The sequence below is a fragment of the Paenibacillus sp. J22R98 genome, from assembly GCF_059383835.1.
Map to the genome: position 1 here is coordinate 263,202 of NZ_JBXENW010000005.1, position 21,662 is coordinate 284,863.

Sequence of the window (21,662 nt, forward strand, 5' to 3'; positions counted from 1 at the left end):
GTAATCGCTTGAAAGGGTTGCGATATTTATGAAATGCTCCTCTTGAAATCACAACTGGAGTCCGCTCTACATTTTCGCTCAACAACCTATCTTCGGATGCTTGTGTTGAAGATTTGAGCGGAGAGTTGATGTAAGCGCTTGATGATACTGGATTAGTTAAAGGCTGCTGCGTGTGGCAAGTCATCGTCACTTGTGGTTGGTCATTCGATGCGAGGCTGCGGGAGTATGTTTCGCTTAGCGGTATTTCCGCTTACACTTAGTAAAAGCAGCGAGGTTGGAGCGATTTTAGCACAATTATGCTTCATTTAGCGGTATATCCGCTTACGAGCGCAAAAACCAACTAGTTTGTTCTTTGTAAGCGGAATACCCGCTTACACTTAGTAAAAGCAGCGAGGTTGGAGTGATTTTAGCACAATTATGCTTCGTTTAGCGGTATATCCGCTTACAAGCGCAAAAACCAACTAGTTTGTTCTTTGTTAGCGGAATATCCGCTTACACTATTTTCACACCGAATGCTTAAGATACGTTGCCCACTGAGAGTCGGATTTTCGAACTCTCAGTGTCCATTTTCTGCGGTTTTACCGTTTAGAGTTCGGTTTTGAGACTCTCAGCCTCTGCCAGACGGCATGTCGCCGCGTTCTTGGTACTGAGAGTTCGATTTTCGAACTCTCAGTATCCTTTTTCGGCGGTTTTGCATCTGAGCGTTCGATTTTAAGACTTTCAGCTTCTGCCAGACGGCGGGTCGCCGCGTTCTTGGTGCTTGGAGTCGCCTCTCAACCAGAAGCCACGGCTTCGATCAAATAATAAAACCCGGTCGTGCGGATCCCCTGCGAAGTGGCATGTTTCTCAAACTGCGAAACGATCCCCTCGAAACAGGTTTCCCGCACATATGCCGAGTAGCTATCGCGCTGACCGAAGCACAGCATCTTTAGCACATCTTCAGCCGTTGGAATCCAGACCGTCTCACTAATTCGTTCCATATGTATATTAATTAGTCCGCTGGTTCCAAGCCGTTCCTGCACGCGATCCAATATCGGCGTGCCAAGTGTTGGCGGTGCGAAGAGACCCGGAAAACACAATCCAAGCTCTCCGCCCTCTCCATTCTCATCACCGGGATGATAGAGGACCAGCTTCCCGCCTGGACGAACAACTCTGTTTCCTTCTTTGTACCAGCTGCCGGGACCTTTCTTGGTGTAAGCCACATCAAACGCATCGTCTGCAAAAGGAAGCGCATTATGCGTGTCACCTCTAACGAAACTTACATTCGGTTTCCGATGGAGAATTGCCGTCTCCAGAAAGCCTTCCGTTACATCCAGACCAACAACTTCATCAGCAAATGCTGCCCACCGATTCGTGTAGTCCCCGTGACCGCATCCCACATCGAGCACTTTTCCACCAATAATCGTGGCAAGTTTCTCCGACAGCACCTCTTCACCAGATACGCCTTCAACCACACCGCGCCAAGTAAACTCGTATTTACCTGTCTTTGCCGCAAGTTCCTTGCACCAAGCAAACGTTTGCGGACTTAAATAATCCGGATGTTTCGTAATCTCTGGAACCATAGACTTCACAAACGCTTTCAAACAATCCAAACAAATACAAGATTTATTCAGCTCTTCCGCTGGCACTAGCTCAAATATTCCGTTGGGGAACTGCTCCTTGCTGCACCAGCAGGTATGGCTTCCTTCACAAGCATTTTGCTTATGACAAATCGGACATTCCTTCGCTTTCCATACATCGTCATTCATCATCGATCACCAGTTCCTATTGTTTTCTCGCTAAGCTCCGAGTTATCGCACCAATGAAGCACGGTCCTGCCTGTTTGTACTCATTATACAAACTTACCGTCCACTTAGACAAAGAAAAAAGCCGCGAAATCGCGACTTTTCACACGGCACGGAACCGCTCAATGGAACGACCGCCAGAACGCTCCGTTCGTATCCAGGATCGATCTGATTTGGGCAAAAGGAATCGTGAACGTCGGGAAGCCTGCCGCATACGGTGCAATTTCATACGGTTCAAAATAAATATGCAGTGCGTTCTCGGAGACGAAGAACGGCTGATCCGCTCGAATGCCGTTATAGGTGTTCGGAAATACGTAGGAATATTGCGGATCTTCCTTGATTTGTTTGCCTATGATATCGCTAAGCTCCTTCACATAGTTGCTGTCAGGCTTAAACAAGTCCTTGAGCGCAAACATTTGGCCGGTCGATAGATCTATCATCGCGTATTTTTTAGTCGGCATCCCGTGTGCGGCTCCGAACGGAAAATTATAGCCCGTCAGCTCAAGCTGAAGCAGATTCTGCTTGTAGAAAGAGACATCGAAATCACCGGAGTACGAATAATCGAGCTTCTGATCCGCCGGAATCGGCTTCACCTGCGAAAGCTCGCGCAGCTTCGTATTGACCTTCTGCTGCGCAGCTCGATCAGCCATCCCTTCCACCTGCGGATAATAAACCAAATAATCTCGATTCGGTTTGAATTTTTCTTCTTTGACGAAGAAAGGCTGCTTCAGGGGAATGGTCGTATTTTGCTGCCAGATGACCCTGCCGCTGCGATCCAGATAGGAGAGCCGCTGATCCACGAAAGCCTTGATCAATCCGCCTTCTTCCAAAGTAAGCGAGCCGCTGCCGTTCACACGCGGATAGCCTGCAGCCGGATGCCCGTTGCGATCGATAAAGAATGTCTGCTTCGCATCCGATGCGGAAGCCAAGCCTTTGTTGAAATCAGCGACATCTGTGTACACGAAGTCCGTGAGCAGCTTTCCATCCCAATCTGCGATAGCATAGATGGAACCGATAAAAGGCTGCTGAGGATCGATTGCTTTGCCGACCGCAAACCGACCGCTTCCTAAGCTTCGGATGTCGTTATACTCTGCTTTGATAACAAACGTACCCTGCTTATTGATGACCCCATAATTCGACCTGAAATCATCGGAAGTGTTGACGATCGCACGGCCGTCTTCGAATGGAAAAGCAGAGTAAAAAGCGGGCTGAATCACGACATTCCCGCGTTCGTCGATATAGCCGCTTTTACCCGCCAGCTCGCGCTGGAACGATAACAAACCGTCGCCAAGCGGGCCGACCATGGCATAATTGTAGGTGTGGAGTTTGAGACCGTCCAGACCGATTAACGCATATTCGTTATCCTTTACTTTGACGAGCGCCTTATTTCCTTGAAAATCATTTGCTTCCTCATATTGAGCCGGAATCACTACGTTGCCCTGCGCATCCAAATAGCCATAGCGAATCGTACTCTCTCCAGAAGCTCCAGGCAGCGTATCATAGAATACCGCTCTGCCGTTATGCATATCAGAGATAAATGGGTACGCCTTCTTGGTCAACACCGTGCCGCTTTCGTTGATTAGCTTAAAGCCTTGGCTGTCAATCACGGAGGCGCGCTGCTCTGAGAATTTACCAATTGAATCGTAAATTGGTGGAACGATGAACTGAGCGGATGCGTTAATGATGCCATATTTCCCTTTCTCGGAGACCACTGCCAATCCGTTCTCCTGAAAGTCGCCGGCATCGTCAAACCGCGGCTCTATGGCCATCCTTCCCCGATTGTCGATATAGCCCCATCTCAAACCTTTTACGGTCTTCAACGAAGCTGGAAACAATCCCACTGCACGGGTTGCGACTGCCGGTTCCAGCACATCCCGGATCGACTGCTCCAGCTCAAGCAGAGTATCTCGTGTTGGCTGAGCGAAGGCCAGCGCTTGATGAACGGATACCAACGCAGGCTCAGCGAAACCCGAGCGATACTGGGCATCGGCGAGGTGGTACCAATACAGCGGATACTGCGGATACCTCCAAACGAGCCGTTCATAATACTTGACGACATGCGGAAAATAATAGCTGTACACGTCATGCGCAGGAACAAAGCTGCCATCTTGCCAGCGAAGGACGTCGATGTGGTAGGATTCCCCACTATTTTGCATCCAGATCGCAAGCTCCGCCCTGCCATCCAGCCCTTGATAGCCCGGCATATCCATCGCTTGCATAAAGCTGTAGCTCATGCCAGCCGGCGCGACATCTCTTAACCCTTCCTTGCTCCATTCATACACTGACAGCTTCGACCACTGCGCGTTGATTTGCCAGCCTACGATCAGATTGTTCTGACCTGCCCGCAGCACCGGCATCGCCATGAGCTGCACTACACCATGGCCATGCCCTTTGACCTCAGCCGCCCTCTTCCATTCACCTTTCTTCTCTTGCAGCACTACCAAATGAAGCTGGTTGCCCAACCGGTAGACCGCAGCAATCTCAGACAATCGATCTCCATTCAAATCTGCTGCACAAACCGCCGCATGCGCGGCAGACTGGTTGAGTAACATCAGCTCCGCACCACTTGGCAAATTTGCCATTGCGATTAGCGTCAGCTGCTGTTCGTTCGCGGCCATGTCAGCATCATCCCTCTCCTCGCATTCTTCGCCTAATCGTATGCGGAGCATCGGCAGATATGCCTTTCGCGGTGTAAATCGAAAAAATACCCGGCGTGAGCTTGTCCGCTCATTCACCGGGTATTTGCGCGTGATTCGATTAATGCCAGAACCAGAAGATAAGCAGCAGCATCGTGAAACGCAGCACTTCATAAGAAGTATCAACGGCGACAACGAGCCAGCTCTTGAATTGCCATACTTTCTTGCCAACCGTGAACGGAAGCGTATAGCCCGCTGCCAGAAGCATCGTGAACCAGAATGCACCGGCTAAGGAATCACCGTCATAATCGAAAGCTTGTCCGCCAGCCTGCCACAGCTGTAAGCATACGGCAAATGCGATCGAGGTCACGAACGAGACGAGAATGTAGATGATAAAGGACTGCATCTTGGCTGCATTACTCGGCTCAGTCGTAGGACTGCCATACATATCCCGTTGATATGGCTTCTTCCAAATAACGGCCATCCACAGAAATCCTAATGCCAAAGATAGCAAACCTGTCACTACTACCGCCCAATAATTAATGTCACTAAACAACATGCAATTTCCCTCGCTTTGTATGATTGTCGGTTGAATACGAAACCATTTGGTTTCGCTTTACGTTTCCGATTATATACAACCATTTGGTTTCCTGTCAATCCCTTGCATCTATAAAGTGGTCTCTACATAACAAAAGAACTGCTTCAAAAGTCAGCTGCACACTTTTGAAACAGTCCTTCCCCTAACGCTTATGCGCTACCCGTTCACATCAATGCCAGCCGTCCTTACCTGTGGCTGACGACGTTTCATATTGGTGATCGCGACACCGGCCAAGATCAGAATGCCGCCGGCAATCTGAGCGGCTTTAATCGGATCCCCAAGGACAAAGAAGCTTACAATAATGGCGACGAAAGGCGGAATGTTCATGAACATTGCACTAGTCGATGGACCGACTACGGCGATGCCTTGGTTCCACCAGAAACCGGCCAAACCTTGGCCGATAACTGCTACTGTAATCAGGAGCAGCCATACTAACCAGCTGTGGCTTCCATACAGGTTGCCGTTCCATGCCTCTACGCCAACGGCCGGAGACATCAGAATCGTGCCAATGACCGTGGAATAAATCGTTACTTCATACGATGACATCGAGACGGTTAGCTTGCGAATAAACAGCAAGCTGACCGACATTCCGAGCATGGCCATCAGCAAGTAAACATCACCTTTGGAGACGCCAAGCTCCTTGCCGCCATAGAGCACGATGCAAACGACACCGACAAGCGCAACGATCGCTCCTGTTATTTTCACCAGCGTAATCTCTTCTTTCAGGAAGATACGCGACAGCAACGTTGTCGCAATCGGCGACAACGCAATAATCAGCGCAGCGTTACCGGCCGTTGAATGCTGCAAGCCTGTAAAATAAAACAGCTGATTGATCAGCGTACCGGATATCCCTGCAAGCAGCAGCAGGCCAATCTCTCTTCGATTCGGCTTCCGCATGGAATGACGAACCATAGCAACACTGATTAAGAATAGCGACATGACGACGAGTCTTGCGAAGGACAGAAAAATCGGCGAGAAATCCCGCAGCATATAGGCACTGGCAACATAGTTGCCGCCCCATAGCAGCGAAACGCCCCATAGCTTCAATAATATCGTTCGATCCGGCATTTCAATGAAAGTCTCCCTACTTATCCATGATTAGTCATTTGTTTGTTCGCTCGCATATGAGACATGACCGTTGCGAGCACCATTAACGCTGCCATGAGCCAGAACACAGCATGCAGGCCGCTGATAAATCCATTCAACGACGAATCGGCACCTTTCATGCCAACCTGCGTACCCGAGAATATAGCCAGCATCGCTTCATGAGGAATGCTATGCGTCACAATCGGCATGGAGAACGCGATGCTGAGCATCATGCCCATGTTTGTCGTGAGCGAGCGAATCCCGGAAGCTTCGCCGCGATACTTGGCACCGGCCGCATTCATAATACTGCTGGAATTCGGTGAATTAAACAACCCCGAACCGATGCTAATGATTGTCATATAAAGCGCTAAATGCCAGAAAGGCGTTCCAAGATTCGTATCCAACGCAAGCCCGGCCAAGCCGAAAATACTTAGAAACAAGCCGACAGTTGCCGGTGTCGTTTCCCCATATTTGTCGCCAAGACTTCCTGCTAACGGCGATACGACGAGCATGCCTGCCGCAAGCGGAATCGTCATGATGCCGGCAACTAGAGCATCTTTCTCCAGCGCGCCTTGGAAGTAAAAGATGAGCATGAACATGACTGCCATACGTGCAATGGCGTTTAACGTAGCCGAAATAATACCGAATGAGAATATCTTATTCGTGAATAATGGCAAATGCAGCAGTGCGTTCGGATGCCTCCTTTCGAAACGGAGGAACACGGGGAATAGCACGACAAAGAATAAGCCGGATATCCAAACGACCGGAGACGTCCAGCTCTGAATCGGCCCCCAAGTCAAAGCAATTAGCAGCGCTGTAATGGAAACGACATAAGTAAGCACACCGCCGATGTCCAGTCCGCCGGCTTTAGGAGCGGCAAGTTTATCATCCTTGATCCCCATAACCGCCAGTCCCCAGACGACGCCGATAACACCGAACGGCACATTAAACCAGAAGGTCCACTCCCACCCAAATGCCGTCGTCAGCCAGCCGCCAAGAACAGGTCCGATAATTTGACCAACCGCGATGACCATGATGTTAATGCCAAGTGCCTTGCCCAGCTCTTCCTTCGGAAACGCATCTGCAACGATTGCCGTACTGTTGGCCATGACCATAGCGCCGCCGATGCCTTGCAAAATTCGAAACGCGATAAGAAGCGGAGCATGCTCGGCGAACCCTGAGATAAAGGATACGATCGTAAAGAGCAGCATACCCGCAATATAAATCCGTTTTCGTCCGAAGCGATCCGCAAGAGAGCCGGCCATAAGCACCATTACGGTCTGCGCCACCATATACGAGAGCATCACCCACATAGCCTGCAGCAGCGATGCTTGTAAGCCTTTAAGCAAATCCGGCAATGCAATGATGAGCGTGCTGAAGTTCAGTGCCGATAACAAGGAGCCCAGGCTCGTTACCGATAAAATCCACCATTTTCGAGAAGTATTCACGTTCGTTCTCCCCTCTCACTCAATCCGCTGGCGAAGCTGAAGCGCGATGCTTTAATCGATTCGCGCGATCAAGACGCTCTGCGAAACCTTGCTTCAACAGCTGAAGCTTCTCCATCCGTTCATCGATGTGGCCGATGATTTCCTGAAGACGGTCCGTCGCTTCATCCAGCACATTCTCCCGTTCGTCCTCCGTAAGCGCATCACCGTAAAACGTTGCTCGAAGGCGATCAAGATCAGCTTCCGCTTGCAAAATATCACGTATTTCTTGCAGCGATGCACCCAGCACTTCCTTCAATCGCAGGATGTGTTGAATGCGAAGCACCATCTCCTCATCGTAAACCCGGTGCCTGCCTTCCGTTCGGCTCACTGTCGGAAGCAAACCAATTTCCTCATAGTAATGAAGCGTTCTGGCCGTAATGCCGAGCCGCTCTGTGATGTCTTCCATCGTGAATTTGAGGTTTACTTCCATGTGGACTTCGTCCGTCTCCCTTCCCTTTCCAAATAACTTACGTTAACGTAATGTTATCCTAATGCTGTTGAAATCGTCAATCTACGATCGACGTAAGAACAGAAAAAAGCTGCCGTTCCCGGCAGCTTCTCTTGCAAGTTTCTAACTAATCCACAATCAGTTTCCCAACCATCTTCGCGTGGCCGGAACCGCACATCACAGAGCAATGAAAGGCATGCTCCCCGGCTTTATCAGCCGTAAATTCCGCGGTTCCGTTATTTTCATTGATATCTACCTTGAAATCATCAATCGCAAAGCCATGAACGCCTTCTTCGTCTACCAAGGTGATTTTCACTTTGTCGCCTTGCTTCACATGAATTTCCTCTTGATCAAACTTGAAATTGGAGGCTTTCACTGTAATCGTATTGCCGCCGCTGCTGTTGTTCGTGCCTGTGTTCGTTCCGGTATTCGTACCGGTATTGGTGTTGTTCCCAGTGTTGTTACCGGTGTTGTTGTTATCCTTGCCGCCGCAGCCTGTCAGCCCCATCGCCGCCATGGCCACTACTGCTGTGATGATCAGTAATCGTAGTTTCATTGTTGATCTTCCTTTACTCGTTAATGTTTGGATTCGATCTCGATAATGTTCGTTTTCTCTTCGGGGGTATCATCGACAATCCCCTTCGTGGAATTGCGGAATTCGCGCAGCGTATCCCCGAACGCACGACCGAGCTGCGGGAGTTTTGCAGGGCCAAACACGATTAACGCGATGGCGAAAATAATGATCAGCCCCGATATGCCAATATTGTTAAACATAGGAGCACCTCCGTTTGTAGAATTTTTTTACTGCGCCGGCTGCATGGCAATCTTCAGCCTCCGTCTGTAGTAGATCGAACATCCCAGCGCGCTAATCTCGAATAGAAGAATGAGCGGCACCGTGACGGACAGATGCGATACGAAATCCGGCGGCGAAATCAATGAACCGAGCACGGCTAAACTAACGTACGCATATTTGCGTATGGGCTTCATTTTCTCCGGTGTTAGCAGTCCGATTCGGGTTAGAAAGGTCATCACCAAGGGCATCTCGAAAGCGATTCCCATCGGCAGCAAGAAGCTGATTAGGAATGACATGTAATGCTGGATGCCATACACCTCGGCGGCTCCCATCGATTGATTGAGCTTGATCATAAACCGAATCATCATCGGCAGCGCGACCAGATACCCGAATGATCCTCCCAATAGGAAGAGCAGCACCGACATCGGTACATAGATAAGCGTTCCCCTTGCTTCCGATTCCGTCATCCCGGGTTTCGCAAATGCCCAGAAATGATACATCAGGAATGGCAGCGTTATGGTGATCCCGATCAGAAGCGCACACTTCATGTACACAACGAGCCCATCGGATAATGCAAAAACGCTCCATTCCACCTGAATGCCGCCCAGATGCGACTTGATGAACCGGATGATTCGCGGTGATTCGAACAAGCCGGCGCTAAAGGCGACCAGGAACCATCCTGCAACATAGATTAGACGTTTGCGAAGCTCGGACAAGTGAACAATCAAATCACGATCCAGCAGCTCAGTCGCCTGGCCTTTACCACTGCTCACACAAGAGATCCTCCTTTCTTCAGATAGGTTTTGACCCCTTCAGCAGCCCGATAGGCGAATGCGCCAACCGTTGCCGTCGGATTGTACCCGCTGTTATGAGCGAAGTTCGAAGCCCCGCAAACAAACACATTCTCGGCATCCCACATTTGCAAATAGTTGTTCACTACCGATGTTTTCGGATCACTGCCCATGATCGTCCCGCCTGTGTTATGCGTAGATTGGTACGGCACGATGTTATACTGCTTGAGCGCATCATGCATCTCTACCTTGGTGGCGTTCATGCCATCTGCGATGTCCTTCGTTTTCTGTGCAATAAATTTAACGAGCTCCCGATCTTGTTCTTCAAAATCAAACGTCATCCGCAGCAGCGGCTGTCCGAGCGCATCCTTGTATTCCGGATCCAAATCCAGAAAGTGGTAGCGATTCGGCATGCTCGCTCCTTGCCCGGTAACCGATAAGATTCGGTTCGCATTATGAATCGTAGCCTTCTTAAACTCGGCGCCCCATTTCGGAGCACCGGCCGGAACCGGTTGATACTGAATCGGACGAAGCCCCGTCTGAGTAAAGCGAATATTGGCTCCATGCAGAAACTTCAAATCGCTGTGATCGAAGTTGTCGCCATTGAAGTCGTCCAAGCTGCTGCCCAGAGCCCCTGCGCCCATTGCCAGATTGAATTCGCGGTCTTCATAGAACGCACTCGTACTCGCACCATTAACTTGATAAGCATAGTTGCGACCAATCGCGCCGGTATCGGAATCCGGATCATAAGGCTTCCCAAGCTTGGACATCAGCAATAGACGCACATTCGAGAAAACGTAGCTTGCCAGAATCACAACATCCGCCGGCTGAATGTACTCTTCTCCAGTCGGCGTGTTGACATAGGTCACTCCGGTTGCCTTCGAACCGTTGTGCAGAATGGATGTCACATTCGAATGGGTGCGCAGCTCGAACTTTCCTGATGCCTGGGCGACCGGAAGCACAGTGACGACAGGATCTGCCTTGGCGCCGTATTCGCAGCCGAAGCGTTCACAATAACCGCAATACTGGCAGGCTGCACGCTCGATGCCATCGGGATTTTTGTAAACCTCCGTCAAGTTTGCGGACGGAATCACATAAGGATGTAAGCCAAGCTTAGTGGCCGCATCCTCAAACAGCTTCATGCCCGGTGATTTCTTCATGGGCGGCGTCGCGAACGACTTAGACATAGCTCCAACGTTCGGAGGGGTTGTATTCTCCCCCGAAATCCCTGACATTTGCTCGTACATCACGTAATAAGGCTCAAGCTGGTCGTATGTAATTCCCCAGTCGCGGATCGTCATGTCTTTAGGAATCTTGTTCTTCCCATAACGCTCGACCGTCTTGCTGTGGATTTCAAAATCATAGGGCAGGAAACGATAATACTGGCCATTCCAGTGCACGCCCGCGCCGCCAAGTCCGTCCCCCAGCAGGAAAGACCCGTAGGTCCGCATTGGCAGTGCTCGCATTTTATAGGTGTTTCGGAACGTCACCGTTTCTTTGGACAAATCCTGCATCAGCTCATAACGTGCCGCATAGCGAAGCTCATCATGGACATGAAAATAATCCTGCGTCCCGCGGCCCTTCCCTCTCTCAAGCCCGACCACTTGAATACCGGCCTTGGACAATTCTGCGGCGATAATGCCGCCAACCCAGCCCATTCCGACGATAACGACAGGTACTTTCGGAAGTTTAGTCGCCATATTCCATCACTCCTAACCTAAATCGAGATGATCAGCCAGGCTAAGCGGTTCCATTTTGACGAATTCTTCCTTTTCGATCTCTTTGGAATAGCTCATTTGATTGCCCGGAAAATTCCTCATTTTCCACCCTTGCATGTTCTTATTGCCTCCATAGAGCGGATCCGAATAGATCCCTTCAAGCGTGAGATTCTGAAACATCGAGAAGAAAGTCGAAGCCGGCACCCCTTTTAAGTGGACTTCGTCTTTCTCGAATGCAGTCAGAACCGCATCCTGCTCTTCAGGGGTAATGTCCGCAAACTGCTTCTGATACTTTGAATTGCTATACAAGTTGAGGGAGTCGAGTCCTAAAGCCATGAGCTCCTTACGCTTAAAGGTAAGCTGATAGCCTTGCGACGCTTCCGCTTTATAGAATGGCGGTGACATGTAGTCGCGCGCATTGGTTCCGAATGCACTGGCCATTTGATGGTCGATGAAGAAAGCAGCGCCTAATTCTTTGGCCCCCGGACCCAGATCATCCTTCGGGAAAATCCGCTCCGATGCTGCTTCTGCTGTCAGAAACTGATCCTGCGAGAAGAACATCAGCGCATGATTGTAGTCCTTGCTTTCGACCGGCGTCGGCGCAGGTGCTGCTGGTTCCTCGTCCTTCGTTGTTTGTTTGACGCTCGAACCGATTAATCCGCCAATCACACCGCCTAGAACAACGCCTCCCAGTGCGGTGCCTGAATATTTTAGAAACCTTCGTCTGGATTCATCTTGTGGCTGTTTTGAATCCGTTGCCATCATGATCTCTCCTTTATGTTCACTTAAGCTAAGTAGGCTTTAGTATTTTCCACTTCATGAATAAACATCCAATTAATTATTAGAGTGCCGATTTGGCGATCGGGCGGCATAAGGTAGTAAGGAGCAGGTTAACAAGTGTCACGATTGGAGATGAAAAGCAATGAATGCCGGTAAAGCATTACGGATGTTGATGTTCGGTTTCATGATTGCTGTCCTTGCGATTGGGCTGCTGCCGTTCCTTGTCATTTACAATTGGAGTGATTTATATGGTTTGTCTGAAGTCGATAACACCTACTCACCGCTAACTTTCCTGCAGAAATATACGAGGTAATCTTTAAGTCATGAAAAAGGCTGTCTCCAAAGTCGCGTTCAGCGCTTTTGGGACAGCCTTGAGTTGTGTTTCGGACAACTATGCGTTTTGACAAAACCGCCTAATAATATACAGTTACAATATCAAGAATGTAGTAGAACAGGAGTGGATCATAATGAGTGCTCAGAACCAAATTGTGCTCGTCACTGGCGCAGGGAATGGGATTGGAAGGAGCGTGGCCGTTGCCTATGCACGGGAAGCGGCGACTGTCATACTCGTGGACAAGAATGAGGAGGCGCTTGAAGGAACGACAGAGATTATAGTAGCGGAAGGTTTAGAGCGACCGATTAGCCGCGTACTTGATTTAAGTGAGCCCGCATCCATTGAAGCCTGCTTCTCGGAGTTAACGGAGAGAGTGGGCCGACTCGATGTACTCATCAATAACGCCGGATTTGGAATATGGAAATCGGTCTTTGATCTTACGATCGAGGAATGGGATCGTGTCATCAATACCAATCTGCGCGGTACATTTGTATGTGCGCGAGAAGCAGCCAAATTAATGAGATCCGGCGGCAACGGCGGGGCAATCGTGAATATCTCATCCACGCGCGCGATCATGTCCGAGCCGAATTCGGAAGCTTATGCCGCGTCCAAAGGCGGGATTCTCTCGCTGACGCATGCGATCGCGGTTTCGCTGGGGCCAGACCGAATACGCGTTAACGCGATCAGTCCGGGCTGGATCGAGACAGGCGATTACGATAACCTTCGTCCCGAGGATCATCACCAGCATCCGTCGCACCGAGTCGGCAAGCCCGATGACATCGCCAGAGCCTGTCTATATCTGACAGATCCTCGAAACGATTTCGTGACGGGCACAAATATTGTCATCGACGGCGGGATGACGCGCAAAATGATCTATCTCGAATAGTCATCCACCCCAAAGCCCATCCTTCGTCTCTCTTGAAATACATAGCGTTATAAGCCACCAGATGGTGATGCCCAAACAAATATAGTGCATGGTATCGGCATGATAAAACACCGAGTAGAGAATCCAGCTTACGCACCCAACTGCAAACCAGAACCAGGAACTCACTATGAAGAACAAAACGCCGATTCCCGCCAGCAATTCGAGGAGCCCATCCCAAATTTCTTCCATTCCATCCACCCTCCCTTTAGTTGCTTATATAGCTACTATATGAGGAGGTAGAAGCTTTCGATCATTTTGGGTATGGGAAATAAATCCAATTTTTCGTCTTTAGCGGATATTCAGCTAAAGGTCATCAAGCCCGCTGCCAAACCGCTCGAAACTCGCATTATGCCTGGCGATTAGCGGATATTCCGCTTATCGCCTCCAAACTAACTCCATTTTGGCATCTTTAGCGGCTATTCCGCTAAAGATCCTCTATCCTGCTACCAAACCACTCGAAAAACGCATTATGAATGGCTATTAGCGGATATTCCGCTTATCGCCTCCAAACTAACTCTATTTTGACATCTTTAGCGGCTATTCCGCTAAAGAGCATCCAGCCAGGGCTGGGAATTTATGATTAAGAGCTGAGAGTTCAATTTCGCAACTCTCTGCTTCTTTTTTCTTTGGTTTCGCGGTGAGAGTTCGGTTTTCGGACTCTCAGCATCCGGTGCGGAGGGTTTTGGGTTAATTTGTTTGCTGAGAGTTCGATTTCGGAACTCTCAGCTTCTTTTTTCTTTGGTATCGCCGGTGAGAGTTCGGTTTTCGGACTCTCAGCATTCGGTGCGGAGGGATTGGGGTTAGTTTGTTTGCTGAGAGTTCGATTTCGGAACTCTCAGCTTCTTTTTTCTTTGGTTTCGGCGGTGAGAGTTCGGTTTTCGGACTCTCAGCATTCGGTGCGGAGGGATTTGGGTTAGTTTGTTTGCTGAGAGTTCGATTTCACGACTCTCAGCTTCTTTTCTCTGTGGTTTTGCTGATGAGAGTAGGTTTTTCCGACTCTCAGCTTCTTTTCTCATTGATTATCACGATGAGTGTAATCTAACTCAATGCTGCCAGCATCTGTTCCAGAACACGAACACCTTGAATTTCCGCCGCTTTCGCTTCTTGCAGCCGTTGAATCGCGCGAGTCGCTACAGCCTCATGATTCGGCTCGCCCCCTTGAGGGAAAGGGAACATACTGACTAATGCACCAAGCCGGTCTGCTACTATTCGATAATGAGAGGAAGCTTCAGATGCCAGCTTTCGCAATTGCGTCGAATCCTTCTCACTCTCGTCCGGCCAGTTTGCCACTACCTCATCCAGAAATTTCACGGCAAATTCGCGCGCATCCCAAACTTTCACGGTATTCACGCTGTTTCCGAAAGGTTCCACGCTCCGGTTCGTGAACGCTCTGATCCATGCATCATAAGCAGCGATCCCGTTGCGGTGAGGTCCTTTTTCCAGTTCCCGTTGGGGCACCTTGGCATGCTGCAGCGCAAGCTCCAGCGCTCCCTTCAACATCGTTCTCCGATCGACGGGCTGATAACCCGTAATCCCAAGCACATACAGCTCCGTTACTTCGCCTCGTCCCAGTTTCTCATAAGGCAGGTCGCCATCTTGACGGACATCTCTACACTTAAAAACCCGCCGATTATCGTCATAGCCGTAGATTACGCCCCATTCCGGTATAAAAAGATCCCAGCTAAGCGCGGGAATACCGCGGTCTATCGCCTGCTGCACAAGCGCGATCCCTTCCTCCAGCTCTTCAGGTGTCGGAGGATTGTTCGTCTGTTTGCCGGCATATTGAACGGAGAATCCAAGATTGTTCAAAGCTGCTTCATGATGCTGCTTCCAATCGAAGCAAGAATAACTTCCCACCTCTACAGCGTCTTGGTCAATTATGATTCGAAATGCATGCGCCGTGTACCCCATCACCTCAACCAAAGTCATGCCTGCCAGCTCCGTATATTGCACCATACTGTTCAAAGCTGTTGTGTCGGTATTGTGGCTCCAGCTGCAATCGGTTTTCGCTATCATTTCCATTGTTATCATTCCTTCCAAGTCATTTTGTACTGCGGTGGAGCGAGCAGCTTCACTGCCGGCTTTCCTAACTTCTTGCGACCGTCGATGTACAGGCTGATTTGAGTGCGAATCCGCTCCTGCTGCAGCTTCTGCCGAGCTCTAGAAATGCTGTTGTACACATTGGCGACCGCCGTGTTCATCAAGGAAGCGATATGCTGGGGCGGCAGCTGATCGAAGAAATACGCTTCGAAGATCCGTTTCTCCCGACTGGTTAAACAGTGCATCATGCCGCGAATGCCATCGACTAAATCTTTGCGCAGCAATGCCGCAGAGGGATCATTCGCCTGTTTCGCTTCATCAAGCGCAAGTTTTCCGAGACGGAACAGCACATGGTCGATGTTAAAAGGATCATCTAAGCCGACACGTGCACCTTCTACCGAGGCAACCTCACTGTTGCTCCAGCTGGTGAATGGACGCTCCCTGCGATGAGGCCCTCCGCGGCGCAGCTTCATGTTGGCTTCATTGCGCACGATGGTTTTGAGCCACGGGGCGAATCGGCTGCTGTCCACTAGCGATCCCAGATGAAGAAATGCCCGCACAAGCGCTTCCTGCACCACATCCTCCGCAAGATGGTGATCCTGCGTTAAGGAGTACGCAAGGTTAAACGCTTTGGCACGGCTTCTGCGGACAAGCTCCCCGAAAGCATCCGGATCACCGGTTCTCGCCAAGGCTACCAGCACCGCTTCATGAGCAGGCACTTTCTCATCCCGTTGCACTTGTTCAGCATGATTCGAAACCAACAATTCGCTACCTCCTACATCAACCTATATCTAGGGATGCCAGCCGAAGCGGCAATCTATCTGAATGGTTCAAACTTTTTTTAAATTACTCCTTACTCACTGTACTCTTATTCCTCACATCCATGCAGAACCCTGTTTAAAACACAAAAAAACCGCCATAGAGGCGGTTTTCTCTTATAAATTCTTATTCAACATTCGGAGCAGCTTCATCCAACCAGCTCTCAATGCTGCCAATGACAGAAGCTACGCAGCCATCTTCGAACGGGGAGTTCAGGCCGGCAACCTTCACTAGCTCCGTGAACGACAAGCTTCCGCCTTGGCGGCATAGATGCAAGTAGTCTGCCCATGCTTCCGGACGATCCTCGTGCATCTTCTTCCAGAATTGGAACGCGCAGATCTGTGCCAGCGTGTAGTCGATATAGTAGAACGGACTGTTGAAAATATGTCCCTGTTTATGCCAGAATCCACCTTGCTCCAAATACGTATTGTTCGCGTAGTTGCGATGCGGCAAGTATTTACGCTCGATTTCGCGCCATGCTTGCTTGCGCTCTGCAGGCGTTGCATCCGGGTTCTCATAGATGAAATGCTGGAATTCATCCACCGTTACGCCGTATGGGATAAAGATCAATCCGCTAGCCAGATGATCGAACCGGTATTTGTCCGCTTCGTCCTCGAAGAAGAGATCCATCCACGGCCACGTAAAGAACTCCATGCTCATGGAATGAATTTCACAAGCCTCGTAAGTCGGGAAACTATACTCTGGTACGGCGAAGCCTCTGCTCTCATAAACTTGAAAAGCATGGCCGGCTTCGTGCGTTAACACATCAATATCACCGGAAGTGCCATTGAAATTTGAGAAAATATACGGTGCGCTGTACTTGCTGATGTATGTGCAATAGCCGCCGCTTTGCTTGCCTTTCTTGGCCACCAGATCCATCAGATCGTTATCCTGCATAAAGCGGAAGAACACATCGGTTTCCGGAGACAGCTCGGCGTACATCTTCTCGCCGTTCTTCACAATCCACTCCGGATTGCCTTTCGGCGTTGCATTCCCCGTCTTGAACGAGAAATTCTCATCGTAATATAGCAGTTCATCGACTTCGATCCGATTCTTCTGCGCTTCCTTCAGCTTCGATGCAACGGGCACGATAAATTGAAGCACCTGTTTACGGAAGTTCGCAACCATCTCCGCGTTGTAATCCGTACGGCTCATTCGTGCATATCCAAGCTCAACATAGTTGCCGAAACCAAGCTTCTTCGCAATCTTCGTACGCACCTTCACGAGATCATCGTAGATACGATCGAAGGTTGCTTCGTTCTCAGCCATGAAACCAGATGAGGCTTCCATAGCTCGTCTACGCATATCGCGATCTTTGGATTGCTGGAACGGTCCGAGCTGGGATAATGTCCGTTCTTCGCCTTCGAACTGGATTTTGGCAGATGCGATCAGCTTCGAATATTCGGTCGTCAGCTTATTCTCTTGCTGCAGATCCTCAATGACCTCTGGGCTGAACGTCTTGAGCGACAGCACGGCCAATTGAAACAGCTGAGTGCCCCATTTCTGCTCCAATTCCGTTCTAAACTTGGAACCCACAAGTGCGCGATAGTAATCCGTTATGTATTCTTGCACGATCGGGCCGCTTTCGTCGAAGAAATCTTGCTCGGCTTTATAAAACTCGTCATTCGTATCAATGGAGTGGCGGATGCTCGCGATTTGCGCTTGCGAATCGAACTCACTGCGAAGTTGGTTTAGCTGTGTCATGGCAACGTCTTGCTCGTCATAGGTTTGCGCGGATAGGAACGATTCCAATTGCGACTTAAACTTCTGTTCAAACTCTTTAACATCCGGGCGTTCGTACCGGTACTCGCTAAATTTCATGAATACGCACCTAACCTTTCGTAAGAGGAATAATGTAAAAATGGCGTGACCTCCCAATTATAGCCTAAACGCACCCAGACCAAAAGAGGCCGTTCGGGGCTCGCCCCCTCGCAGCCCCCTACAGCATTTTTCTATGAAATTATGACGCTCGGAATCGACCGATGATATCCATCACGTACTTATACATGACAGAAGCCCCGCCTATAAAGAAAAGCACGATAAGCGTGTAACGGGTTGGGTCGATGGAAACCATCGAAAGCAAGAAATTCAAAGGAAGGACATAGAAGACAATGTCTTTCAGATAACCGAGAAATGTTGTATCGAAAGTCCCTTTCCAGAACGATTTGGAAAAGGCTATAACAAAATCAATGATCATAAGGGCAAATACTGCCCACATCGTGTAGGTCACCCATGCTGCAAGTGTAAAATCCATTTTTCATCACCACCTTCCTACACAGTATGCTAGGTTGCTTTCTGGGTGATGAATATTCGGCTTGGTGCATAACTTTTGTGTATAGCGTGTGAATTTATGCAGATTATCGCGGCGGCATGGAGGCGAGCAAACGATGTCCGATCGGAGCAGCATCGTGTCCGACTATTTTGAGAAGATCCTCAACACGATTGACGTAGGGGTTCATTTCATTGACCAGGAAGGCAATACCGTCTTCTACAACGATAAAATGGCTGAAATTGACGGGCTTGACCGAGAGCAAGTGCTCGGGAAAAATATTTTGCACCTCTACCCTTCCCTTACGCAGGAAACGAGTACGCTCGAGAAGGTGCTTCAAACCGGCCAGCAGCTGCCCGCTCATATTCAAACCTATTTCAACGTGACGGGAAAACGCATTATGACCATAAACAGCACCTATCCGCTCTATGACAACGGCAAACTGATCGGCGCACTGGAAGTCGCAAAAGATATTACGAGTATTGTACAGCTGCATGATCAGATTCTCGACCTCCGGCATCAGCTCTATCAAGCCAAGCAGAAGGAAAACAAAAATAAAGGCACGGCAAGATATGAGTTCAGCGACCTCATCGGCCGAAGCAAACCGTTCCAAGATGCTTTAACCCTTGCGAAAAAGACATCGCGGACGGTATCCCCTGTCATGATTTGCGGGCCAACAGGCACAGGCAAGGAATTGTTCGCGCAAAGCATTCACAATGCGGGAGCTAGACGGAACCGCCCTTTTATTGCACAGAACTGTGCCGCCGTTCCGGCTGATCTCCTGGAAGGCATCATGTTCGGTACGGCAAGAGGCGCGTTTACCGGTGCTGTCGATCGGGCCGGACTGTTCGAGCAAGCAAGCGGCGGCACGTTATTTCTGGATGAGCTGAGCAGTCTGGATGTTTATTTGCAAGCCAAGCTGCTTCGCGTGCTGCAAGATGGTATGGTCAGGCGAATAGGCGGAACCAATGAGCAGCAAGCGGATGTCCGCATCATTACCGCTATGAATATGGATCCCGCGCAGGCGCTCGAAGAGGGGCTGCTGCGGTACGATTTATTTTATCGGCTGAGCGTCGTGAAGATCGAGCTCCCTCCTTTGCAGCAACGAGCAGAAGATATTCCGCTGCTGGTGAGCCATTTTATCGAGAAGCTGAATCCGGTGTTCGGACTTCAAATCCGGTCCATCTCACCTGATGCACTTCGTAGATTGATGGAATATAGCTGGCCTGGCAATGTTCGCGAGCTGGGTCATGCGATTGAGTCTGCCTTTAATATGGTGGAAATCGATGAGGAAACGATTGAGGTGTGGCATTTGCCTAATGGGCTGATGGCGGATCGGGTGATCGCTGAGGTGGAAAGTGGTGAAAATGATCGACTGCCTGATCGGATGAAGCAGATGGAGCGTGAAGCGATCGTGATCGCTTTTCAGAAGAATGGCTACAATGTCAGCCAGACTGCGCAGGAGCTCGGGATGAAGCGGCAAGCCTTGCAATATAAACTGAACCGATATGGAATTTCAAAGAAACCTTGAATCAATGGGTGGCGTGATGATGGGGTGCGGGTTGGCTTCTGCATGTAGGCAGAGGCCTTTTTTGCATGGAATGGGCTGCGTTTGGCAAGGTTGGCATGTTTCTTGCACCAATAGGTGTGAGTAGCAAATATCCGTGGAGGTGCGCCAATCATGAGCAGGTTAAACGATAGCGGGACGGACAAGGTGCCCCTAAGCAGCAAGAGGCACTGGAAGCAAGTAGCGTTGTGGAAAGATGTGACGGATGAACAATGGGATGACTGGCTTTGGCAGCTCACCCATACGATCAAGACGCTGGATGAGCTGAAGCAAGTGGTCAATTTGACGCCTGATGAAGAGGCAGGTGTGCTCATTTCGACGCAAACGATCCCCCTCAACATTACGCCTTACTATGCCTCCCTCATGCATCCGGATGATCCGCGCTGTCCGATTCGGCTGCAATCGGTTCCGATCTCCGCGGAGCTGTTGAAGACGAAATATGATCTCGAGGATCCTCTCTATGAAGACGAAGATTCACCAACACCGGGATTGACCCATCGTTATCCGGATCGCGTCCTCTTCCTCGTGACGAACCAATGCTCCATGTACTGCCGTTATTGTACGCGCCGCCGGTTCTCCGGCCAAGTGGGCATGGGCGTGCCGAAGAAGCAGATGGACGATGCCATCGCCTATATCCGAAATACACCGGAGGTTCGGGATGTGCTGTTATCCGGCGGAGATGGGCTGTTGATTAACGATACGATTTTGGAATATATACTGAAAAACTTACGCGAAATTCCCCATGTCGAGATCATACGGATCGGCACTCGGGCGCCGGTCGTTTTCCCGCAGCGGATCACGGAGAACCTGTGCACGATGCTTCGCAAGTATCACCCGATCTGGTTGAATACCCACTTCAATCATCCGCTGGAAATTACAGATGAAGCGAAGAAAGCATGCGCGATGCTGGCTGATGCCGGCGTGCCGCTCGGCAATCAGTCCGTTATCCTCGCAGGGATCAACGATAGTACCCATATTATGAAAAAGCTCATGCATGAACTGGTGAAAATCCGCGTGCGGCCTTACTATATCTATCAATGCGACTTATCCGAAGGGATCGGCCACTTCCGGGCGCCCGTCTCCAAAGGGCTCGAGATTATTGAAGCGCTTCGCGGACATACGAGCGGGTATGCTGTGCCTACTGCATTTTTTATTTAATGTATAGAAAACGGCAAAAAAAAGACACCGTCTCAACTAGCACGCTGTCCCGATTTATATAAGTTTATGAGTGCTTGTGCGAACAATTTGTAATTTGGTTGATTAACTTCTCTGACATTCCCTTTCGGTCTGCTCATGGTGAATGCTCCTTTCGTGATGCTAGTATATTGTATGATTTCATTGGAATGTCCGATTACTGGGGTGGCGTTGTTGTCATACACTTTGCCCCTGCCGTATCTCGATATGAGAAGTAATTCACCAGTTGAACTTCTCCGCAACAATTAAAATCGATCAGCAGCTTGTGCTCTGTTCATGTCGTTTCCGTCTCCCCTCGTTTTGTCTTTTCACGAAATTAATCACAAGGAGACAGCCATTTTCACATAGGGAATATTTGCAATTAAATTCGGACGCAAAAAAAGGCCCCTGCAC

19 protein-coding genes and 1 pseudogene are annotated in these 21,662 nt (G+C 49.7%); 4 read left to right on the forward strand and 16 right to left on the reverse strand.

The genetic code is table 11. From position 1 onward, the window contains the following. Positions 1 to 773: 773 nt before the first annotated feature. The 11 genes from AC50Y3_RS16685 to AC50Y3_RS16735 form a co-directional block, all read right to left on the reverse strand. Positions 774 to 1,751: a cysteine-rich CWC family protein gene (locus AC50Y3_RS16685; RefSeq protein WP_494819855.1), complete on the reverse strand. Its 978-nt coding sequence runs from the start codon at positions 1,749 to 1,751 to the stop codon at positions 774 to 776. 155 nt (positions 1,752 to 1,906) lie between these two features. Beyond that, positions 1,907 to 4,402, reverse strand: coding sequence for a WG repeat-containing protein (locus AC50Y3_RS16690; RefSeq protein ID WP_494819856.1), 2,496 nt, complete (start codon positions 4,400 to 4,402; stop codon positions 1,907 to 1,909). 139 nt (positions 4,403 to 4,541) lie between these two features. Then, positions 4,542 to 4,979: a DUF1761 domain-containing protein gene (locus tag AC50Y3_RS16695; protein ID WP_494819857.1), complete on the reverse strand. Its 438-nt coding sequence runs from the start codon at positions 4,977 to 4,979 to the stop codon at positions 4,542 to 4,544. A 195-nt stretch (positions 4,980 to 5,174) separates the two neighbouring features. Next, positions 5,175 to 6,086: a DMT family transporter gene (locus AC50Y3_RS16700; protein WP_494819858.1), complete on the reverse strand. Its 912-nt coding sequence runs from the start codon at positions 6,084 to 6,086 to the stop codon at positions 5,175 to 5,177. A gap of 20 nt (positions 6,087 to 6,106) precedes the next feature. Further along, complete coding sequence (locus tag AC50Y3_RS16705; protein ID WP_494819859.1) at positions 6,107 to 7,552, reverse strand: MFS transporter; 1,446 nt, start codon at positions 7,550 to 7,552, stop codon at positions 6,107 to 6,109. A 19-nt stretch (positions 7,553 to 7,571) separates the two neighbouring features. Further along, the gene (locus AC50Y3_RS16710; protein ID WP_494819860.1) at positions 7,572 to 8,021 is read right to left on the reverse strand and encodes a MerR family transcriptional regulator; all 450 of its coding nucleotides are present in this window, start codon (positions 8,019 to 8,021) and stop codon (positions 7,572 to 7,574) included. A gap of 145 nt (positions 8,022 to 8,166) precedes the next feature. After that, a complete protein-coding gene (locus tag AC50Y3_RS16715) occupies positions 8,167 to 8,595 on the reverse strand; it encodes a cupredoxin domain-containing protein (RefSeq protein ID WP_494819861.1) in 429 nt (142 codons plus the stop codon). Positions 8,596 to 8,615: 20 nt separating this feature from the next. Continuing rightward, positions 8,616 to 8,813 carry a twin-arginine translocase TatA/TatE family subunit gene (gene tatA, locus AC50Y3_RS16720; RefSeq protein ID WP_494819862.1) on the reverse strand — a complete coding sequence of 66 codons (198 nt, stop codon included), beginning with the start codon at positions 8,811 to 8,813 and terminating at the stop codon, positions 8,616 to 8,618. Positions 8,814 to 8,840: 27 nt separating this feature from the next. Continuing rightward, positions 8,841 to 9,605, reverse strand: coding sequence for a twin-arginine translocase subunit TatC (gene tatC, locus AC50Y3_RS16725; protein WP_494819863.1), 765 nt, complete (start codon positions 9,603 to 9,605; stop codon positions 8,841 to 8,843). Beyond that, positions 9,602 to 11,323, reverse strand: a complete 1,722-nt coding sequence (locus AC50Y3_RS16730; RefSeq protein ID WP_494819864.1) for a GMC family oxidoreductase — start codon at positions 11,321 to 11,323, stop codon at positions 9,602 to 9,604. Before AC50Y3_RS16730 ends, tatC begins: the two co-directional genes overlap by 4 nt. 12 nt (positions 11,324 to 11,335) lie before the next feature. Further along, entirely contained in the window at positions 11,336 to 12,103 is a 768-nt protein-coding gene (locus AC50Y3_RS16735) for a gluconate 2-dehydrogenase subunit 3 family protein (RefSeq protein ID WP_494819865.1), read from the reverse strand. Between the two features lie 160 nt (positions 12,104 to 12,263). Here AC50Y3_RS16735 and AC50Y3_RS16740 point away from each other — a divergent pair, with 160 nt between their 5' ends. Together AC50Y3_RS16740 and AC50Y3_RS16745 are read left to right on the forward strand one after the other, a co-directional pair. Then, positions 12,264 to 12,434 carry a hypothetical protein gene (locus tag AC50Y3_RS16740; RefSeq protein ID WP_494819866.1) on the forward strand — a complete coding sequence of 57 codons (171 nt, stop codon included), beginning with the start codon at positions 12,264 to 12,266 and terminating at the stop codon, positions 12,432 to 12,434. A gap of 154 nt (positions 12,435 to 12,588) precedes the next feature. Beyond that, positions 12,589 to 13,341 (forward strand): SDR family NAD(P)-dependent oxidoreductase, encoded by a 753-nt coding sequence (locus AC50Y3_RS16745; protein ID WP_494819867.1) that lies wholly within the window; start codon positions 12,589 to 12,591, stop codon positions 13,339 to 13,341. Here the strand turns inward: AC50Y3_RS16745 and AC50Y3_RS16750 are convergent, their stop codons facing one another. The 5 genes from AC50Y3_RS16750 to AC50Y3_RS16770 all read right to left on the reverse strand — a co-directional run bounded on the left by AC50Y3_RS16750 (position 13,342) and on the right by AC50Y3_RS16770 (position 18,493). Next, positions 13,342 to 13,569, reverse strand: a complete 228-nt coding sequence (locus AC50Y3_RS16750) for a hypothetical protein (protein ID WP_494819868.1) — start codon at positions 13,567 to 13,569, stop codon at positions 13,342 to 13,344. Between the two features lie 849 nt (positions 13,570 to 14,418). Further along, positions 14,419 to 15,402, reverse strand: a complete 984-nt coding sequence (locus tag AC50Y3_RS16755; protein WP_494819869.1) for a hypothetical protein — start codon at positions 15,400 to 15,402, stop codon at positions 14,419 to 14,421. Positions 15,403 to 15,407: 5 nt separating this feature from the next. Beyond that, positions 15,408 to 16,184 (reverse strand): RNA polymerase sigma factor, encoded by a 777-nt coding sequence (locus AC50Y3_RS16760; protein ID WP_494819870.1) that lies wholly within the window; start codon positions 16,182 to 16,184, stop codon positions 15,408 to 15,410. Between the two features lie 181 nt (positions 16,185 to 16,365). Continuing rightward, the gene (locus tag AC50Y3_RS16765; protein WP_494819871.1) at positions 16,366 to 18,060 is read right to left on the reverse strand and encodes a M3 family oligoendopeptidase; all 1,695 of its coding nucleotides are present in this window, start codon (positions 18,058 to 18,060) and stop codon (positions 16,366 to 16,368) included. A gap of 139 nt (positions 18,061 to 18,199) precedes the next feature. After that, the gene (locus AC50Y3_RS16770; protein ID WP_494819872.1) at positions 18,200 to 18,493 is read right to left on the reverse strand and encodes a hypothetical protein; all 294 of its coding nucleotides are present in this window, start codon (positions 18,491 to 18,493) and stop codon (positions 18,200 to 18,202) included. 133 nt (positions 18,494 to 18,626) lie between these two features. On the opposite strand from AC50Y3_RS16770, the gene AC50Y3_RS16775 reads away from it, so the two are divergent. Both AC50Y3_RS16775 and kamA read left to right on the forward strand, forming a co-directional pair. Further along, positions 18,627 to 20,039, forward strand: a complete 1,413-nt coding sequence (locus AC50Y3_RS16775; RefSeq protein ID WP_494819873.1) for a sigma-54 interaction domain-containing protein — start codon at positions 18,627 to 18,629, stop codon at positions 20,037 to 20,039. A gap of 150 nt (positions 20,040 to 20,189) precedes the next feature. Beyond that, a pseudogene (gene kamA, locus AC50Y3_RS16780) lies at positions 20,190 to 21,218 on the forward strand (lysine 2,3-aminomutase); the annotation flags it as partial. Between the last annotated feature and the right edge of the window lie 444 nt (positions 21,219 to 21,662).

Coding starts and splice junctions, on each gene's coding strand:
- AC50Y3_RS16710 (WP_494819860.1), bottom strand. CDS start 8,021: ATGGAAGTAAACCTCAAATTCACGATGGAAGACATCACAGAGCGGCTC.
- AC50Y3_RS16695 (WP_494819857.1), bottom strand. CDS start 4,979: ATGTTGTTTAGTGACATTAATTATTGGGCGGTAGTAGTGACAGGTTTG.
- AC50Y3_RS16775 (WP_494819873.1), top strand. CDS start 18,627: ATGTCCGATCGGAGCAGCATCGTGTCCGACTATTTTGAGAAGATCCTC.
- AC50Y3_RS16700 (WP_494819858.1), bottom strand. CDS start 6,086: ATGCCGGATCGAACGATATTATTGAAGCTATGGGGCGTTTCGCTGCTA.
- AC50Y3_RS16750 (WP_494819868.1), bottom strand. CDS start 13,569: ATGGAAGAAATTTGGGATGGGCTCCTCGAATTGCTGGCGGGAATCGGC.
- AC50Y3_RS16690 (WP_494819856.1), bottom strand. CDS start 4,402: ATGGCCGCGAACGAACAGCAGCTGACGCTAATCGCAATGGCAAATTTG.
- AC50Y3_RS16755 (WP_494819869.1), bottom strand. CDS start 15,402: ATGGAAATGATAGCGAAAACCGATTGCAGCTGGAGCCACAATACCGAC.
- AC50Y3_RS16740 (WP_494819866.1), top strand. CDS start 12,264: ATGAATGCCGGTAAAGCATTACGGATGTTGATGTTCGGTTTCATGATT.
- AC50Y3_RS16735 (WP_494819865.1), bottom strand. CDS start 12,103: ATGGCAACGGATTCAAAACAGCCACAAGATGAATCCAGACGAAGGTTT.
- AC50Y3_RS16770 (WP_494819872.1), bottom strand. CDS start 18,493: ATGGATTTTACACTTGCAGCATGGGTGACCTACACGATGTGGGCAGTA.
- tatA (WP_494819862.1), bottom strand. CDS start 8,813: ATGTTTAACAATATTGGCATATCGGGGCTGATCATTATTTTCGCCATC.
- AC50Y3_RS16745 (WP_494819867.1), top strand. CDS start 12,589: ATGAGTGCTCAGAACCAAATTGTGCTCGTCACTGGCGCAGGGAATGGG.
- AC50Y3_RS16765 (WP_494819871.1), bottom strand. CDS start 18,060: ATGAAATTTAGCGAGTACCGGTACGAACGCCCGGATGTTAAAGAGTTT.
- AC50Y3_RS16715 (WP_494819861.1), bottom strand. CDS start 8,595: ATGAAACTACGATTACTGATCATCACAGCAGTAGTGGCCATGGCGGCG.
- AC50Y3_RS16730 (WP_494819864.1), bottom strand. CDS start 11,323: ATGGCGACTAAACTTCCGAAAGTACCTGTCGTTATCGTCGGAATGGGC.
- AC50Y3_RS16685 (WP_494819855.1), bottom strand. CDS start 1,751: ATGATGAATGACGATGTATGGAAAGCGAAGGAATGTCCGATTTGTCAT.